The organism is Herbaspirillum frisingense GSF30 (assembly GCF_000300975.2).
Lineage (GTDB): Bacteria > Pseudomonadota > Gammaproteobacteria > Burkholderiales > Burkholderiaceae_D > Herbaspirillum > Herbaspirillum frisingense.
Genome location: NZ_AEEC02000018.1, coordinates 47699 through 65667, shown reverse-complemented (window position 1 = coordinate 65667; position 17969 = coordinate 47699). Strand labels below are relative to the sequence as shown.

Annotated in this window: 14 protein-coding genes; 11 read left to right on the top strand and 3 right to left on the bottom strand. The window is 62.8% G+C overall.

Annotated features, from left to right (window positions below; genetic code table 11):
• Nucleotides 1-250: 250 nt before the first annotated feature.
• The 8 genes from HFRIS_RS13835 (at nt 251) to HFRIS_RS13800 (ending at nt 8325) form a co-directional block, all read left to right on the top strand.
• Complete coding sequence (locus HFRIS_RS13835; protein WP_039875735.1) at nt 251-1366, top strand: patatin-like phospholipase family protein; 1116 nt, start codon at nt 251-253, stop codon at nt 1364-1366.
• 99 nt (nt 1367-1465) lie between these two features.
• Nucleotides 1466-3142 (top strand): methyl-accepting chemotaxis protein, encoded by a 1677-nt coding sequence (locus tag HFRIS_RS13830; protein WP_006464002.1) that lies wholly within the window; start codon nt 1466-1468, stop codon nt 3140-3142.
• 253 nt (nt 3143-3395) lie between these two features.
• Nucleotides 3396-3941 carry an iron transporter gene (locus HFRIS_RS13825; protein WP_006464001.1) on the top strand — a complete coding sequence of 182 codons (546 nt, stop codon included), beginning with the start codon at nt 3396-3398 and terminating at the stop codon, nt 3939-3941.
• A 105-nt stretch (nt 3942-4046) separates the two neighbouring features.
• The gene (locus HFRIS_RS13820; RefSeq protein WP_006464000.1) at nt 4047-4388 is read left to right on the top strand and encodes a cupredoxin domain-containing protein; all 342 of its coding nucleotides are present in this window, start codon (nt 4047-4049) and stop codon (nt 4386-4388) included.
• 45 nt (nt 4389-4433) lie between these two features.
• Nucleotides 4434-5312 (top strand): FTR1 family iron permease, encoded by an 879-nt coding sequence (locus tag HFRIS_RS13815; protein ID WP_006463999.1) that lies wholly within the window; start codon nt 4434-4436, stop codon nt 5310-5312.
• A 57-nt stretch (nt 5313-5369) separates the two neighbouring features.
• On the top strand, nt 5370-6707 hold the full coding sequence (locus HFRIS_RS13810) for a 4Fe-4S binding protein (RefSeq protein WP_006463998.1): 1338 nt from the start codon (nt 5370-5372) through the stop codon (nt 6705-6707).
• Nucleotides 6708-6870: 163 nt separating this feature from the next.
• Complete coding sequence (locus HFRIS_RS13805) at nt 6871-7209, top strand: zinc ribbon domain-containing protein YjdM (protein WP_006463997.1); 339 nt, start codon at nt 6871-6873, stop codon at nt 7207-7209.
• A 108-nt stretch (nt 7210-7317) separates the two neighbouring features.
• Nucleotides 7318-8325 (top strand): bile acid:sodium symporter family protein, encoded by a 1008-nt coding sequence (locus HFRIS_RS13800; protein ID WP_006463996.1) that lies wholly within the window; start codon nt 7318-7320, stop codon nt 8323-8325.
• An 83-nt stretch (nt 8326-8408) separates the two neighbouring features.
• Here the strand turns inward: HFRIS_RS13800 and HFRIS_RS13795 are convergent, their stop codons facing one another.
• Nucleotides 8409-9458: an NADP(H)-dependent aldo-keto reductase gene (locus tag HFRIS_RS13795; RefSeq protein WP_006463995.1), complete on the bottom strand. Its 1050-nt coding sequence runs from the start codon at nt 9456-9458 to the stop codon at nt 8409-8411.
• 221 nt (nt 9459-9679) lie between these two features.
• Here HFRIS_RS13795 and HFRIS_RS13790 point away from each other — a divergent pair, with 221 nt between their 5' ends.
• Nucleotides 9680-10963, top strand: coding sequence for an MFS transporter (locus HFRIS_RS13790; protein ID WP_006463994.1), 1284 nt, complete (start codon nt 9680-9682; stop codon nt 10961-10963).
• A gap of 40 nt (nt 10964-11003) precedes the next feature.
• Here the strand turns inward: HFRIS_RS13790 and HFRIS_RS13785 are convergent, their stop codons facing one another.
• A complete protein-coding gene (locus HFRIS_RS13785) occupies nt 11004-14207 on the bottom strand; it encodes an EAL domain-containing protein (protein ID WP_006463993.1) in 3204 nt (1067 codons plus the stop codon).
• A gap of 784 nt (nt 14208-14991) precedes the next feature.
• On the opposite strand from HFRIS_RS13785, the gene HFRIS_RS13780 reads away from it, so the two are divergent.
• Together HFRIS_RS13780 and fghA are read left to right on the top strand one after the other, a co-directional pair.
• Nucleotides 14992-16098: an S-(hydroxymethyl)glutathione dehydrogenase/class III alcohol dehydrogenase gene (locus tag HFRIS_RS13780; protein WP_006463992.1), complete on the top strand. Its 1107-nt coding sequence runs from the start codon at nt 14992-14994 to the stop codon at nt 16096-16098.
• 10 nt (nt 16099-16108) lie between these two features.
• Nucleotides 16109-16957, top strand: a complete 849-nt coding sequence (fghA, locus tag HFRIS_RS13775; protein WP_006463991.1) for an S-formylglutathione hydrolase — start codon at nt 16109-16111, stop codon at nt 16955-16957.
• Between the two features lie 58 nt (nt 16958-17015).
• On the opposite strand, the gene HFRIS_RS13770 is transcribed toward fghA, so the two are convergent.
• Nucleotides 17016-17939 (bottom strand): Gfo/Idh/MocA family protein, encoded by a 924-nt coding sequence (locus tag HFRIS_RS13770; RefSeq protein WP_006463990.1) that lies wholly within the window; start codon nt 17937-17939, stop codon nt 17016-17018.
• Nucleotides 17940-17969: the final 30 nt, after the last annotated feature.

Here is a 17969-nt window from a genome sequence, read left to right as displayed (position 1 = left end):
GACAGATCGGTACTTTTTACGCCCGGCGCTTGCCCTATGTCCCCGCTGCCCCCTCCCTGTCTGGCTCATTAAATTTCTGAATGCCAGATATGAGGTAATAAAATCTCGCACTGCAGCATTTTGACGTTGCCCCTCGGCTATATTTCCACCGTGCGTAAAAGTTACGTTGCCGCGGTAAGGAAATGCGGTATCGCGATGCTTCCGGTGCATCGCACAAAAACGGCTGGATGCCAACATAACAGGGGGTGCGATGAAAGATTCGCCAGGACGAAGCAGGAAGGCGCTGGTCATCGGGGGCGGGGCGCCCAACTCGACATTGATTGCCGGCGCGCTGGCGGCGTTTCTCGACCAGGGGGTGGAGTTCGACGTGATCTCCGCCTCGGGCGCGGGGGTGCTGATGGGGCTGCTGGCGACGGCGCCGCGCGATGTCTCGCCGCGTGAAGCACTGCTGCAATGGGCCGAGGTCGGGGTGGCCGACAGCATCTACAAGCTGTTCCCGGTCAACTACAAGGTGTTCAAGAAGCCAGGAGTGCAAGCCGAAACCTATCGTGAATCGATGCTGGGCCAACTGCCGCAGATACCGGGACTGGCCGGCAGTCCGTTTGCGGAGCTCCTGACCCGTCACTTCGCCGATGCGTCGGCCAAGTGGAACGACTGGATGCATCTGATGATGTCGGCCATGTCGCCCTCCGACCTGCATTCGGGCAGCCTGGGTCTGTGTGCCCATCTGCCCTTTCTGGAGCAGTCCATCGATTTCGGCGCTGTGCCGGGCATGCGCCCGGAATTCTTCATCAACGCCTACAACATCGACCGCCACCATATGCAGATCTGGAACAAGGACCAGATCACGCCGGCACACGTGCGGGCATCGCTGTCCTTTCCCTTCCTCTATGCGCCTACCGAAATCGACGGCGAAAACTACATCGAGGGCGCGGCACTGGATACGCTCAATTTCACCCCCTTCATTACCGACCCGGAGACTGGCGTGGCGCCGGCTGGCGAGGTCGATACCCTGGTCGTGCTGGACATCCTCGGCGAAGACCGCCTCATCCGCAAGCCGCGCAATCTCTACGATGCCTGGGTGCGTTCCATCATCACGCCGCTGGTCAAGATTTCCAAGACCGAGCAGCGCCTGTTCGAGCTGGAGCACAACCGTGATCCGCAGACCGGCGCCCAGCGTCGTCAGGTGCTCAAGGTCGACCTGATGGGTGGGGTGCCGCAGCAACACTGGCCGCAGGTTCTGGACTGGTCGAGTTCGAACATGCAGTTGCTGTTCGATGTGGGCTATCGCGCCGGCCTGGATTTCTGCCGGCAGCATCACGACCTGCTCGACGCCACGGCACCGGAAGCGTCGCTGGCGGCCTGATCCACCGGGCTTCATCCATCTCCGCTGCCACTCCGGTTTGCGTAGTTGACGTACCACCGTGCTTCGGCACCTTTTATTTTCATCGATGGATTTTCAATCATGACCATTACCAAGCGCCTCATCATCACTCTCTCGACGGCCCTGCTGGCGCTGCTGTTCGTCGGTGCCGGCGGCCTGTGGCAATTGCAACGCGCCCAGCAGCGGCTGGAGCTGATCCAGAACCACATCATCCCGGGCATGGATAGCCTGAACCTGCTCAAGGGCTACCTGGCCGATTCGCGCCTGGCCGGCTATCGCCTCTCGGTGTTTGCCAACTTGCCCGACAAGAGCGCCTTGCAAAAAGCGGTGGACGCCGCCAACAAGGCACTGGATGAAGAGTTCGCCCACTACGAGCGCGACCTGATCTTCGATGACAAGGACCGCGCTCTGATCCAGGCCGACAAGGCCAATATCGAGGCCTATCGCAAGGCGCTGGTGCCGTTCTTCGCTGCCGCCTATGCCAACGACATGGACGGCGTACGTGCCACGCTGCAGGCTGGCACGCCGCTGGCGATCTCGGCGGCGGCCGCCAAGAAGGGCTTCGACGACCACATCCTGATCGGTCGCAAGATGATCGATACCGTCAAGCAGGAGAGCGACGAGGCCTATGCCTTCGCCCTGCGCAGCATGATTGCGGTGATCGTGGTGGCGGTCCTGCTCACGGGCTTGCTGGGCATCCAGATGCTGCGCAGCGTGATCCGTAGCCTCGGCAAGATCCAGCAGACCTTTGAGCACGTCAGCCAGACCCTGGACCTGTCGCGTCCGGTGCCGGTGGAACGCATGGATGAAATCGGCCGTACCGCCGCCGCATTCAACAAGCTGCTGGCGCGCATCGTCGACGTGGTGGCGACCACCCGCAGTTCGACCGACTCGGTCACGGTGGCGGCACGCCAGATCGCCGCCGGCAACGCCGACCTCTCGGCGCGCACCGAGCAGCAGGCCGCCGCACTGGAAGAAAGCGCCTCCAGCCTGGAACAGCTGACCTCGGTGGTGCTGCAGAACACCCAGAACGCGCGCCAGGCCAATGAGCTGGCGCAATCGGCGTCGCATATCGCTTCCCAGGGTGGCGATGTGGTGCGCCAGGTGGTCGACACGATGAATTCCATCAATGACTCCTCGCGCAAGATCGTCGACATCATCGCCGTGATCGATGGCATTGCCTTCCAGACCAACATCCTGGCGCTCAACGCAGCGGTGGAAGCTGCTCGTGCCGGCGAGCAGGGACGCGGCTTTGCCGTGGTCGCATCGGAAGTGCGTTCGCTGGCCCAGCGCTCGGCAGCTGCGGCCAAGGAGATCAAGGAATTGATCGACGACTCCGTGGACAAGGTCGGCAGCGGCAGCAAGCTGGTGGAGCAGGCCGGTACCACCATGAGCGAGATCGTCGACAGCGTGCAGCGCGTGACCCAGATCGTCGGTGATATCGCCGATGCCAGCGAAGAGCAGAGCACCGGTATTTCCCAGGTCAACCAGGCGATCTCGCAGATGGATCAGGGCACCCAGCAGAATGCCGCTCTGGTGGAGGAAGCTGCCGCTGCAGCGCAGGCCCTTCAAGGGCAGGCCGAAAAACTGGAAAGCGTGGTGGCCGTGTTCAAGCTGGAACAGCGGGCTGCCGCCGGTCTGGGGGCTGCGACTGCGCCAGTGCGTTCGGTGGATGTCACGCCCAAGGCAGCACGCCTGCCGGCGACGCCGTCCCCGGTTGCCAGCCGGAAGATGGAGCCCGAGCTGGAAGAGTTCTGAGCTTGATCCTGCCGGCCGGCCATTGGCAACAAGCCAAGCGGCTGCGGCTAGGGGGCTAACGGGCCTAAGGGGCCGGGCCACTTGCCGGCAACAGACGCCGTCCGATTCAGTTCGGGCGGCGTTTTTATTTGCCTTTCCGTCGGCTCGGGTCAGCATTGCATTGCTGGATTGCAGAGGTAGGCGAGCAAGACTGGCTCAAACGATGATATACTTAATGCTAATCATTATCATTTGACCACCAGGAGAATACGCAATGATCGGTTTCAAGAAACTTGCCGTCGCCGCAGTGCTGAGCATGTCCTTCGCCGGAGCCGCCTCGGCAGCTGAATACCCCATCGGCAAGCCGCAGATCCAGAACGGCTTCGAAGTCAACGCCGTCTACCTGCAGCCGGTGAAGATGGAACCGGACGGCATGATGCGCAAGGCCGAGGAATCCGACATCCACCTGGAAGCCGACATCCGCGCCGTGGCCAAGAATCCCAACGGTTTCGCCGAAGGTGACTGGATGCCCTACCTGGTCATCAAGTACGAACTGACCAAGGCCGGTTCCACCAAGTCCATCAAGGGTGACATGATGCCCATGGTCGCCAACGACGGCCCGCACTACGGCGACAACGTCAAGCTGGAAGGTCCGGGCAAGTACAAGCTGAAGCTGACCATCTCTTCGCCGCAGGCCAATGAGCATGCGCACTTCGGTCGCCACGTCGACAAGGAAACCGGCGTCGGTCCGTGGTTCAAGACCTTTGAACTGACCTATGACTTCACCTTCGCCGGCATCGGCAAGAAGGGCGGCTACTAAGCCCTCGTGGAGCGCGGGCCGCTGGCCCGTCTCCCGTGAATCGACTCCGGCCTGCTGCCATGGCGGCGCGCCGGTTTTATCGTTTTCAGGATTTTCGGAGTTTCGATGATTGCAAGCATTGTCCGTTCGTCCCTCCTGGCATTGACCCTGTTCGGCGCGGCCGTGCAGGCACAAGCCTCGGACCTGCCGACCTTCAAGCTGGAGATGCAGGACGGCAAGCTGATTCCGCCGCGCATCGAAGTTCCGGCCGGTCAGCGCATCAAGATCGAGGTGCACAACATCGGCAAGTCCGCCGCCGAGTTCGAGAGCGTGGAACTGCGTAAGGAAAAGGTGCTGGCCCCCGGCGCGCAATCCTTCGTGGTGATCGCGCCCTTGCGTCCGGGCGAGTACAAGTTTTTCGACGACTTCCATCTCAACATGCCGCAGGGCGTGATCGTCGCCAAGTAGGCGGCGGTGTTGCAGGGAGTCCAGGTTTCTAGGGAAGGGTAGTTCATGGGACAGGTCATGTTCATCGTCTGGCGCGAGAGCGTCGAGGCGCTTCTGGTGGTCGGTATTCTGTATGCCTGGCTGAAGAATGGTGACGTCAGCGCGCGCCGCGGCATTCCCTATCTGTGGGGCGGCGTGGCTGCCGGCGTGCTGCTGGCTGCCGGTCTGGGCGCGGCGCTGCTGGGATTCTCGGAACTGCTCTCGGGCGACGCCCAGACCTGGTTCCAGATCGCCATCGTGCTCATTGCGGCGGTGCTGATCGTGCAGATGGTGTTCTGGATGCGCAAGCACGGTCGCACGCTCAAGAAGGACATGGAAAGCTCCATGCAGTCCAGCTACGAGAGTGGCAACTGGTGGGGCGTGTTCGTGCTGGTGATGCTGGCCATTGCCCGCGAAGGCAGCGAGACCGCGGTGTTCCTGTATGGCATCGGCCTGGGTCAGCAGGAGGCCAGCACGGCCTCGCTGGTGCTGGCCGGCGTGATCGGTTTCGGCCTGGCCTTCCTGACCTTCTATCTGTTGCAGCTGGGCGGCAAGATATTCTCCTGGCGCCGTTTCTTCCAGGTCACTGAAGTCATCCTGTTGCTGCTGGCAGCGGGTCTGCTGGTCACCGGCGTGGAAAAGCTGTTCGACGTGATCCTGGAAAGCTCGGACATGCTGGCCTCGGCCAACTGGACCATGACCTTGACCGCACCGGTGTGGGACACCTCCATGCTGCTGGATGATTCCACTACCCTGGGCAGCCTGGTCTCCACGCTGACCGGTTACCGCGCCCGTCCGGCGCTGCTGTCGGTGATCGTCTATGTGGCTTACTGGGCTGTGGTATGCTCAGCCCTCTATCGAAAACCCCAGCCTCAGCCCAAGAGCAAGAGGCAAGAAGCAGTCTGAAGCCTGATGACGACCTGTACGCAATCGCCGACTCTGCTCACGCGTACCGGAGAATGGATGCGCCGCAATGGCGCATTCATCCGAGGCCTGCAATGGATCGTGGTGGCCGTGTATGCGCTGCTGATCCTGGTCCCGGTGTTCCTCCCTCTGCCTGACGAAACCGCCCACCTGTGGTCCAACCTGACCCTGATCGCCCAGTTCGCCTTCTGGGGCATCTGGTGGCCCTTTGTGCTGGTGAGCATGGTGCTGATGGGGCGCGTCTGGTGTGGCGTGCTCTGCCCTGAAGGTGCGCTCACCGAATTCGCCAGCAAGCACGGCCGCGGCAAGGCCATTCCCAAATGGATACGCTGGGGTGGCTGGCCCTTCGTGGCATTCGCCCTGACCACCGTCTACGGCCAGATGGTCAGCGTCTACCAATATCCCAAGGCGGTACTGCTGGTGCTGGGCGGTTCCACCGTGGGGGCCATGATCGTCGGCTATCTCTACGGCCGCGACAAGCGTGTCTGGTGCAAGTACCTGTGCCCGGTCAACGGTGTCTTCGGCCTGCTGGCTAAGCTGGCGCCGCTGCACTACAAGGTCGATGAAGCGGCCTGGCGCGCCTCCTACCATCCCGAACACAAGATCATCCCTATCAACTGCGCGCCACTGGTCCCGCTGCGCAACATGAAGGGCGCTTCCGATTGCCATATGTGTGGTCGCTGCAGCGGCCACCGCGATGCCATCGCCCTGACCTTCCGTCCGCCGGCCGTGGAAGTGGTGCAGTTCGGCAAGACCCACAACAATCTCTGGGAAAGCGCACTGGTGCTATACGGCCTGTTGGGCATCGCCATCGGCGCCTTCCACTGGACCGTCAGTCCCTGGTTCATCGCCATCAAGCAGGACATCGCTACCTGGTTGATCGACCGCGACATCATGTGGCCCTTCGGCACCCAGGCGCCGTGGTGGCTGCTGACCAACTACCCGCAGCAAAGCGATGTCTTCACCTGGCTGGATGGCGCCATGGTGGTCGGCTACATCCTTACTACCGGCCTCGTGCTGGGCAGCGGAGTGGCGTTCCTGTTCGCCCTGGCCACACGGCTGCTGGGCAAATGGGAATGGGGCCGCTTCAACCACTTGGTGCAGGCCCTGATCCCGCTGGCTGGTTGCGGCGTCTTCATCGGCCTGTCGGCGACCACCATCAGTCTGTTGCGGGCCGAGCACTGGCCGGTGTACTGGGCCAATGATGTGCGCGCCGCCTTGCTGGCTGCCATGACCTTGTGGAGCCTGTGGCTGTGCTGGAAAGTGGTCGCGCGCCACGCCGACGGCTGGGGCCGGCAATGGCTGGCGATGCTGCCCTTGATCGGTGGCCTGGCCCTGGTCAATACCGCCTGGTGGCTGATGTTCTGGGGCTGGTAAGCAGGGACGCAGCAGCGAAGTCAACACCAAGGACGGCAGGTCTGCCCAGGCGGATCTGCCGTTTTTTTCATGTTTTCGATGGTGAAGATGAGCAGGATCATGGTGTAGTTGGCGGTTGAAGCAGTACAATCGCTGCCTTTTCACGCTAATTGCCGGAGTTTTCATGAGCACCTTGCCCGCCTGTCCCCAATGCCAGTCTGAATTCACCTACGAGGACGGCAACCAGCTGGTCTGCCCGGAATGCGGCCATGAATGGAGCGCCCAGGCGACTCCCGCCGCCGAACAGGCCCGCGTGTGGCGCGATGCATCCGGCAACGTGCTGCAGGATGGCGATACCGTCACCGTCATCAAGGACCTGAAACTGAAGGGCGGCGGTGGCGTGGTCAAGATGGGGACCAAGGTCAAGAACATCCGCTTGGTCGAGGGCGACCACGATATCGACTGCAAGATCGACGGCTTTGGCTCCATGGGCCTGAAGACCGAATTCGTGCGCAAGGCCTGAGCCGCATCGCCTCCTGCGGTACTGCAAGGGACGGCGCCTCTCACGTAAAATGGCGGTTTGCCCGCGCCCCGGCACGGGTCATACCATTACAACAGAATCGATACCGCCATGGCCCGTCCCCGCTTCCTGCCCGACAACATGACCCTGATGCTGCTGGCCGTCGTGCTCACAGCATCCTTCCTTCCCTGTACCGGCCAGGTGGCCGAGGCCTTCGATGGCCTGACCACCTTCATGATCGGCCTGCTGTTCTTCATGCATGGCGCCAAGCTCTCGCGCGAGGCGGTGGTAGCCGGCTTCACCCACTGGAAGCTGCATGTGACGGTATTGCTCTGCACCTTCGCCCTGTTTCCCCTGATCGGACTGTTGTTGAAGCCCGTGCTGCTGCAGTTCATCACGCCCGAGCTGTACCTGGGCCTGCTGTTCCTGTGCGTGCTGCCTTCCACCGTACAGTCTTCCATCGCCTTTACCTCGGTGGCGCGCGGCAACGTGCCGGCGGCCATCTGCGCCGCCTCCGCCTCCAACCTGCTGGGCATTTTCCTCACGCCGCTATTGGTGGGTGTGCTGGTGGTAGCGCATGACGGCGGCGGACATTCCTCGCTCGATTCGATCCTGAAAATCGTCTATCAGTTATTGCTGCCCTTCGTGGCCGGTCAGATCGCCCGTCCCTGGATCGGCCGCTGGATCGAGCGCAACAAGTCCTGGCTCAAGTTCGTCGACCAGAGCTCCATCCTGCTGGTGGTCTACGTGGCCTTCAGCGAAGCCGTGGTGCAAGGGTTGTGGCACCAGGTGCCGGTGTCCATGCTGGTGGCGCTGCTGGTGATCAATGCCGTGCTGCTGGCCATCATCATGGGCATCACCACCTTCGGCAGCCGTCGCCTCGGGTTCAACAAGGAAGACGAGATCACCATCGTCTTCTGCGGCTCCAAGAAGAGCCTTGCCTCGGGCGTACCGATGGCCAAGGTGCTGTTCTCCAGCGGCGCCATCGGCATGGTGCTGCTGCCGGTGATGCTGTTCCACCAGATCCAGTTGATGGTGTGTGCGGTGATGGCGGCGCGCTACGGTGCCCGCGAGGAGCAGGTGCAAGCGGCCGTGGCCACTGAAAGCAGCGGCGACTGAAAATTGCTTGCGCGTTTGAGCGATGTGATGACACAAAAAAACCGGCGCGTCGCCGGTTTTTTATTGCTCGCGCCAAGCAGGCGTCAGGGTGCCGGATTCGGCTGGGCGCGATGGATTGCCTCGATCCCCGCCAGCACTTCCTCGCTCAACTCCAACTGGGCGCTATCGATATTGCTGCGCAGCTGGTCCAGCGTGGTGGCGCCAATGATGTTGGAGGTCAGGAAGGAACGGCTGTTCACATAGGCCAGGGCCATCTGCGCCGGGTCCAGGCCGTGCTTGCGGGCCAGGGCGACGTACTCGGCCGTGGCGCGTTCGGCTTGCGGATTGGTATAGCGTACAAAGCGCTCGAACAGCGTCAGGCGGCCTCCGGCAGGGCGGGCGCCGTCAAGATACTTGCCGCTCAACATGCCGAAGGCCAGCGGTGAATAGGCCAGCAGGCCGACCTGCTCACGATGGGCAAACTCTGCCAGGTTGATCTCGAAGCTGCGGTTGAGCAGGTTGTAGGGATTCTGGATCGTGACAATGCGCTCCAGCCCGTGCTGCTCGGCCGCGCGCAGGAATTGCGCCACGCCCCAGGCGGTTTCGTTGGACAGGCCGATGGTGCGGATCTTGCCCGCCTTCACGAATTCGCTCAGGACCTTGAGCGTCTCCTCGACCGGTACCGTGCTCTCATCGTCCACGTGCTGGTAGCCGAGCTGGCCGAAGCTGTTCACGCTGCGGTCCGGCCAGTGCAGTTGGTACAGGTCCACGTGATCCAGCTGCAGGCGCTCCAGGCTGCCATGCAAGGCCTCGGTCAAGCCCTTGCGGTCCAGGTTGTTGATGCCGCCGCGGATATGGCGCGGGTTATGCGGCTTGCGTGCCGGGCCGGTGCATTTGGTCGCGATGAGCAGACGGTCGCGCTGGCCGGACTTCTTGAGCCAGGTGCCGAGATAGCGCTCGGTCAGGCCCTGCGTTTCCGGCTTGGGTGGCACCGGATACATCTCGGCGGCATCGATCAGGTTGATGCCGCGTTCAACGGCCAGATCGAGTTGCGAGTGGGCCTCGGCTTCGCTGTTCTGTTCACCCCAGGTCATGGTCCCCAGGGTGATCTGGCTGACCTGGATGTCGGTGCGGCCGAGTTGGCGGTACTGCATATTGGTTCTCCTTGTAATTGGCCGACTGCGGCGCCGACTTCAGCGTCGATCGCAGATGGGGGCCTGCTTCAGCCGGCGGGCGCGGGATCGGGTAGTATATCTGCGCCCGACCTGCCTTGCAGGGCAGGGCCGCAGCGGCGCCAAGACCGTCTGCGTGATGCCGGTGCAGCCGCTCACAGTCTGCTGTTCCGGTCCACATCGCCCAATCTCCACATCCAGACATGTCATCCACCAGTACCACCGAACAGCCCGACCAGGCCGGCGACGACCAGCAGCCTTTGCGTCACCACACCCCCTTCAAATTGTTCTGGTGCGCCAGCGTGGCCTCCACCATCGCATTGCAGATGCAGATCGTGGCGGTCGGCTGGCAGGTCTACCAGCTCACTCACAGCGCCTTCGACCTGGGTATCGTCGGACTGGTGCAGTTCATTCCCTCGCTGTTCCTGGTGTTCGTGGTCGGCCATGTGGCCGATCGCCATGATCGGCGCAATGTGGCCCGCATCAGCGCGCTGGTGGAGGCCCTGGCTGCGGCCACGCTGGCCCTGGGCAGCATCGGCGGCTGGCTCAATCGCGAGATGATCTTCGCCATCGTCGCCGTCATCGGTGCCGGTCGCGCATTCTCCAAGCCGACCATGTCGGCCCTGCTACCCAGTCTGATGTCGCCCAGGGCCTTGCCGGGCGCGGTGGCCGGCTCGGCGTCGGCCACCCAGTTCGCCATCATCATCGGCCCGGCGCTGGGCGGCCTGCTCTACGTGGCCGGACCGGCCGTGGTGTACGCCAGCAGTTGCGCCCTGTTCGCCCTGTGCAGCCTGCTGCTGTCCTTGATCCGGCGACCCGCGTCAGCCACTGCTTCTGCTGCGGCTGCCGCCAAGCCGACCGGTGCCAGCCTGTCATCGGTATTCGCCGGCCTGGCCTTCATTCGCAGCAAGCCGGCCATCTTCGGCGCCATTTCGCTGGACATGTTTGCCGTACTGCTGGGCGGCGCCACTGCCTTGCTGCCGGTCTATGCCAATGACATCCTGCATACCGGTGCCGCCGGCCTGGGCCTGCTGCGCTCGGCACCTGCGGCCGGTGCGCTGGTGGTGGCCCTGTGGCTGGCGCGCCGGCCCCTGGGCGGTCGCGTGGGCCGCACCATGTTCATTGCCGTCGCGGTGTTCGGGATGGCGACCATCGTCTTTGGCCTCTCACACTGGTTCCCGCTCTCGCTGGCCGCGCTGGCGGTGCTGGGGGCGGCCGACATGATCAGCGTGGTGGTGCGCTCGTCCTTCGTCCAGCTGGAGACGCCAGACGCCATGCGCGGCCGGGTGTCGGCCGTCAATTCAGTCTTCATCGGCACCTCCAACCAGTTGGGGGAGTTCGAGTCGGGGCTGACCGCGGCCTGGTTCGGTGCGGTGCCGGCGGTGCTGATCGGGGGCATCGGCACGGTGGTCATCGTGCTGTTGTGGATTCGCCTGTTCCCCTCGCTGTACCAGGTCGACCGGCTCAGTTCGCGATCTTCGCAGTGAGGGCAGAGGCAAGAGCCGGGGGGGAGGGCAGGGGCAGCGCTCAGGGCGGGCTGCCTTCGATGACCAGGGCCTGCGCCGCCTGCCGCAGCGCCTGCTGCTGCATCAGCAGCATCTGCAGGAACTGCACATAGGGAACCGGCTTGCTGAAGTAATAGCCCTGGTATTCGTCCGAACCGAATTCGCGCAGAGCCTGCAACTGCTTTTCGGTCTCCACGCCTTCAGTCACCACCTTCAGGTTCAAGGCATGGCTCATGGCGATGATGGCCTGCACGATGGCGCTGCTGTTGGCGTCATCGGGGATGTCGTTGATGAAGGACTTGTCGATCTTCAGGGTATTGACCGGGAAGCGCTTCAGGTAAGCCAGTGACGAGTAGCCGGTGCCGAAGTCGTCGATGGAGATGGTGAAGCCCTCGGCGCGGATGCCATCCATGATGGCAATGGCCTGGTCACGATTGTGCATCACCATGCTTTCGGTGATCTCGAATTCCAGGCAGGCCGGTGGTGTGCCGTGGCGCGCCACCACCGACTTGATGTCGTCGAGCAGGTGTTCGTCACCGAACTGGCTGCCGGTGAGGTTGATGGAGATGCGTCCGCATTCCAGGTTGCGCTCCAGCATCAGGCCGATGTCGCGGCAGGCCACGTCCAGCACCTCCAGTCCGATCTGGTCGATCAGGCGCGTCTCCTCTGCCAGCGGGATGAATTCGCCCGGGGGCAACAGACCGCGTACCGGGTGCTGCCAGCGCACCAGCGCCTCGGCGCCGACGATGCTGCCGCTGGCCAGGTTGATCTTGGGCTGGTAGTGCACCACGAATTCGGCGCGCTCGATGGCGCGGCGCAGCTCGGCTTCCAGGGCGATGCGCTCCACCGTATTGGTGTTGACCTCGTCGGAGAAGAAGCGATAGTCGTCCTTGCCATGGTGCTTGGCACGGTACATGGCGATATCGGCGTTCTTGATCAGGGTCTGCGCATTGTCGCCATCGCCGGGATAGGTGGCGATGCCGATACTGGCCGACAGCATCGCTTCCTGACCATCGATGATGAAGGGCTTGCGTGCCTCGGAGAGCAGCTTCTGCGCGATCTCGCCCAGTTGCAGCGGATCGTCGAAGTCATCCACCAGCACGATGAACTCGTCCCCGCCCACCCGGGCCAGGATGTCCAGTTCGCGCAGGCTGTTGCGGAAGCGCTGGGCGATTTCCTGCAGCACTGCCTCGCCAGCTTCGTGGCCGAAGGTATCGTTGATGTTCTTGAAGCGGTCCAGGTCCATCAGCAGCACCGCCACCATGCCATTGCGGTGTTCGGCGTGGGTGATGGCATTGGAGACGTGCTGGGTGCACAGGAAGCGGTTGGGCAGGCCCGTCAGTTCATCGTAGTGCGCCAGGTGGCGGATGCGTTCGTCGGCGCGACGGCTTTCGATGGCCACGCTGGCCAGGTCGGCCGCGATATTGGCCAGTTGCAGGTATTCATTGCTGGGGGCCTGGTTTTCCTTGAGCAGGGCGGCAAACACGCCCAGCAATTGCCCTTCCTTGCCGATGATGGGCCAGGCGCCGCAGGAGGGATAGACCTCCACATCGATCAGCACCCGCAGGTGTTCAGTCACCGGATCACGCGCGATATCGGTGACGATGCAGGGCCCGCGTCGCAGCGCCGCCTCCGCGCCGACGCCGCAACCGTGCCGGATCGGCATGCCCTGCAGCGCCCGCAACAGGCGGGGCGGATAACGCCGGCTCAAGACGGTGGTGAAATGCGAAGCCTGCTCGTTGACCAGCATCACGCAACTGGCGCCGTAGGGAATCTGGGCATCGGCAAAGCCGACGATTTCGTTGAGGATGCCATCCAGGTCTTCATCGGCCATGACCATGTGCAGCACCCGGTTCTGCTCGCTTTGCAGCAGTTCGGCGCGCTTGCGGGCACTGATGTCACGCAGGATGGCGAAGATCGCATAGCCCCGCTCGAATTCGGCCCGGTTCAGCGTGACGTCGGTGTGGATGATCTTGTTGCGTCGTACGGTCACCCACTCGAACTGCTGTGGCTGGCCGGAGAGCACGCGGCCGACCAGCTCATCGATATCCGGCTGCTCTGCCGTCCTGGCCTTTTGGCGCGAGAACAGGCCGACCTTGCGGCCGATGATGCGCTCCTTGTCCGGCACGCCGAAAAAGCGCAGTGCGGCGGCATTGCAGTCCAGATAGCGCAGCTCCGACGAAATCAGCACGATGGGATCGCTGCCCTCCTCATAGAGCTTGCGATAGCGATATTCACTGGCCGACAACGCGTTGTCCAGGCGCCGCTGGTAGCGGTAGTAGACCAGGAAGGAAATCAGCGCGATCAGGATGAAACCGAGTATCCCCGTGGTCAGCAGGATGCGGTTCTCGGTGCGGCTGCGCCAGGGCGCCAGTACGTCTTCCATGCGGCGCGCGTAGACCGCCACCAGCGACCATTTTTCCAGCCGCTTGTAGGAGAACAGCAGCGATTCGCCGGTCAGGTGCGAGATTTCCTCGAAGGCGCCTTCCTCGGCGCCGGCCCGGATGCGCCCCATGCTCTTGGCGTCGGCCAGGCTCACGTTCAGCCAGCGTTCCTCATAGGGCGAGCGCAGCATCATCGAGCCACTCTCCGAGCGCAGCGAGACGATGGCCTCGAAGTTGGTGATGCGCTTGTAGAAATCGAAGAAGGTCGCCGCCCGCAATTCGGCCACCAGCAAGCCGATCGGCCGTGCGCTGCGATCGAACAGGTTCATCGCCACCGGCAACACCAGTTCGCGGTTGTAGCGGCTGCGCATGAGCTGGCCGACGAACAGGGTAGGGCGCGCCGGATTGCCGTCGACAAAGGTCAGCTTGCGATCCTCGGGAATGCTGGTGGTATCGAAGGCGCGCAGCGAACTGGCGCGGGTATTGCCGTTGCGATCCACATAACGCAGCACCATCACCGTAGGCAGGCGCTGCTGCATCTCCGAGAGCAGGTGGTACAGGGCCTGGTCGTCGTCCAGCAGGTCGGGGCCGGCACCCTGGATGTGCTCGGCGGTATTCCACAGCATCTTGTCGAGGTCGCCGAAGACGCGCTCGGCATGCTCTTGCACGCTGCGCACGGCGGCCATCGAACTGGCGCGTTCGGAATCGATGGTCAACTGCCGGTCCTGGCGGATTTCCCACCATGTCTGTACCACGATGAACGACCCGACGAAGCCGACGAACAGCAGCAAGGTCTTCAGGGTATAACCCGTGCGTCCCGGTGATTTGTTCTGTTTTCCCATGTGACCAACTATCACATCACCTGTCGTTAGGCAGCTTGGTGCTGCTCATCCATTCGTCCGACGCCTGCCGGATGACCGTTCGACAGCTCTCTCACGCAAGGCGCATTTTTCCTGCCGTTGACGTCCTGTGCCAAGCCGCTGGCACAACACATCGCCGCAGGCGGTCACCATAGTGACCGTTGCTTACGCCAAAATTACGTGGATGCCCCCACTTGCTGATACGAAGGATGACAGTATGCCATCCCGTCTGATGCTGCGCTTGATGCGTCTTGTCGTATTGCGTACAACCAGATGATGGTCGGCAGATACGCATGGTTGGAACAGGGCCATCTGCGCTCGCTACCCTGGATGTCGTGATTGCTCCGGCCCTGCTCTCGCCTTGTCCTTGCTTTGTCCCTGCCTTGCCCTGTCGTGCTTGAGGCGCTGCAGCGCGCTGGCCGTCCCCGGCTATCGTTTGTTTTGTAGCAACCTTACCCCAAGCCAAGGGCTTTGTCATTATCGTGGCGGCGATGCCGCAACGCGGTAGCAGGTTTTTCATGTCAGACGGAAATTTTCACTTGTTCTGACATCAAGATGACCCGTAAAAACTCACTTGCGCAATGCGGCAACTGCATTTTCGTTTGCAATGCGATAATACTGCGTCCAGGATCACAGCATCTCAGTACACCAGTACCTCAGTCGCTGAGCGCAGCCCTGATCGCCGCCGCAGTTGAGGCTGAGCAGGATGCACCCATCCCAGGTTACCTCCACGTATTCCCCATTACCAGATAAAGGACCCATCCCTATGAAGACAAGAGCAGCGGTAGCATGGCAGGCAGGCAAGCCCTTGACCATCGAGGAAGTCGAACTCGGCGGCCCCAAGGCCGGCGAAGTCCTGGTCGAGATCAAGGCCACCGGCATCTGCCATACCGACTACTACACACTCTCCGGCGCCGACCCGGAGGGCATCTTCCCCGCCATCCTCGGCCATGAAGGCGCGGGCGTGGTGGTCGACGTCGGCCCGGGCGTGAAGTCGCTCAAGAAGGACGACCACGTTATCCCCCTGTACACCCCCGAATGCCGCGAGTGCAAGTTCTGCCTCTCGCAGAAGACCAACCTGTGCCAGGCCATCCGCGCCACCCAGGGCCGCGGCCTGATGCCCGACGCCACCAGCCGCTTCTCGCTGGACGGCAAGCCCCTGTTCCACTACATGGGCACCTCGACCTTCTCCAACTACATCGTGGTCCCGGAAATCGCCCTGGCCAAGATCCGTTCCGATGCCCCCTTCGACAAGGTCTGCTACATCGGCTGTGGCGTCACCACCGGTGTGGGCGCCGTGCTGTTCACCGCCAAGGTGGAGGCGGGTGCCAACGTGGTGGTGTTCGGCCTGGGCGGTATTGGCTTGAACGTGATCCAGGCAGCCAAGATGGTCGGTGCCAACAAGATCATCGGCGTGGACCTGAACCCGGCGCGTGAAGCCATGGCCCGCAAGTTCGGCATGACCGACTTCATCAATCCCAAGGACGTCCCCAACGTGGTCGATGCCATTATTGGTCTCACCGACGGCGGCGCCGACTACAGCTTCGAGTGCATCGGCAACACCACCACCATGCGCCAGTCGCTGGAGTGCTGCCACAAGGGCTGGGGTCAGTCCATCATCATCGGCGTGGCAGCAGCCGGCCAGGAAATCTCCACCCGTCCGTTCCAGCTGGTGACCGGCCGTGTCTGGAAGGGCTCGGCCTTCGGCGGCGCGCGCGGTCGTACCGACGTGCCCAAGATCGTCGACTGGTACATGGAAGGCAAGCTCAACATCGACGACCTGATCACGCACAAGCTGCCCCTGGAGCGCATCAACGAAGGCTTCGACCTGATGAAGAGCGGTGAATCGATCCGCTCCGTGGTCGAGTTCTGAGGAGCGCGCGATGCTGGAGAAACTCTCCGAGCACGGCTGTTTCGGCGGCGTGCAGGGCTATTACCGCCATGCCTCGCCGGCCATCGGCCTGGACATGCGGTTCTCGGTCTTCGTGCCACCGCAGGCCCGTACCGGCGGCAAGCTGCCGGTGCTGTTCTACCTGGCCGGACTGACCTGTACCGAAGAAACCTTCATGATCAAGGCTGGTGCGCAACGCGTCGCGGCCGAGCTGGGTGTGATCCTGGTGAGCTCGGACACCAGCCCGCGCGGAGCAGGCGTTGCGGGTGAAAGCGACAGCTGGGATTTCGGCGTAGGGGCGGGTTTCTACCTCGACGCCACCCAGGCACCGTGGGACCGCCATTACCGTATGGAGAGCTATGTGGTGGACGACCTGCGCCAGGCCGTGCTGGAGAATTTCCCGGCCGACCCGCAGCGCATGGGCATCTTCGGCCATTCCATGGGCGGGCATGGCGCGCTCACGCTGGCCTTGCGTCATCGCGAGCTCTACCGTTCAGTCTCGGCCTTTGCGCCGATTGCGGCGCCGCTGCACTGCCCTTGGGGCCAGAAGGCCTTTGGCAACTACCTCGGCCCGGATCAGGAAAGCTGGCAGCAGCATGACGCCAGCGAACTGATGCGCAAGCTCTACGCTCCCTTCCCGCAGGGCATCCTGATCGACCAGGGCCTGGCCGACAAATTCCTGCTGGAGCAACTGCTACCGGAACGCTTCGAGGCCGCCTGCCGCGAGGCTTCACAACCGTTGACGCTGCGCCGGCATGAGGGTTACGACCACGGGTATTACTTCATCCAGAGCTTTGTGGAAGATCATCTGCGCTTCCATCATCGCATCCTGACGGCCTAGGCCGTCGGTCCGCCACGCTCACCGGACCAGTGCGTTGTCCGGTGAGCGTGAACAGGCCCTACACAAACGCATCCGTCACCACATGCTCCCCCAGCATGAAGGCATCGGCCACATGGCGCAGCGGTGCCACGTCCACATCCGAGGACTTGTTCCGGATCAGTTGGCAGAAGTGGGCGTACAGCGAAGGATATTCACCTTCCACCGGCAGCTCGCACGGCGCCTGGTCGATCCACAATTCATGCCCACCCTTCTTGAGATGCAGATGCGTGCTCGCGGTATCGATCACGATATCCCAGGTCTGCTCGCCAGTCTGGCGCCAGTCGAAGTCGGCTTGCACATCCGTACCCAGGGCATCGGTGAAGGCCAGTCGCGCGGCGATCGGGGTCTGGCGGTTGGCCGGTACTTCCAGCGTGGCCTGCTTGAGGAACATGGCCTGCGGCAGGATCTCGGTGACGATGGACAAGGCATTGATGCCCGGATCGAACACGCCCAGGCCGCCCGGTTGCCAGATCCATTCCTGGTCGGGGTGCCAGTGGCGGACGTCTTCGCGCCAGATCACTTCGACCCGGCGCGGTGCATGCTGCCGTAGGTGGCGCTTGACTACCTGCACCGCCGGTGCATGGCGCGAGTGCCAGCTGGCGAAGAGCGTCACACCCTGTTCGGCCGCCAGCGCCTTGAGCGATTCGACTTCCGACAGTGTGGCGCCGGGCGGCTTTTCCAGGAACACGTGCTTGCCGGCGAGTAGCGCCTGGCGGGCCGCTTCATAGCGATACTGCGGTGGCATGCACAGCGAGATGGCATCGATCTGCGTGCCGGAATCCAGCATCTCGGCCATGGTCTTGAAGGCGGTCACGCCGTCGATGCTGTGGTTGCGGCTGGCCGTGGCGACCAGCTGGAAATCCGGGTTGCCGGCGATGGCCGGAGCGTGCTGGTCATAGACGATCTTGCCGACGCCGGCGATGGCGAGTTTGATGGGTGTCATGTTGTCCTTATGTTCTTGTAGGGGTGACGG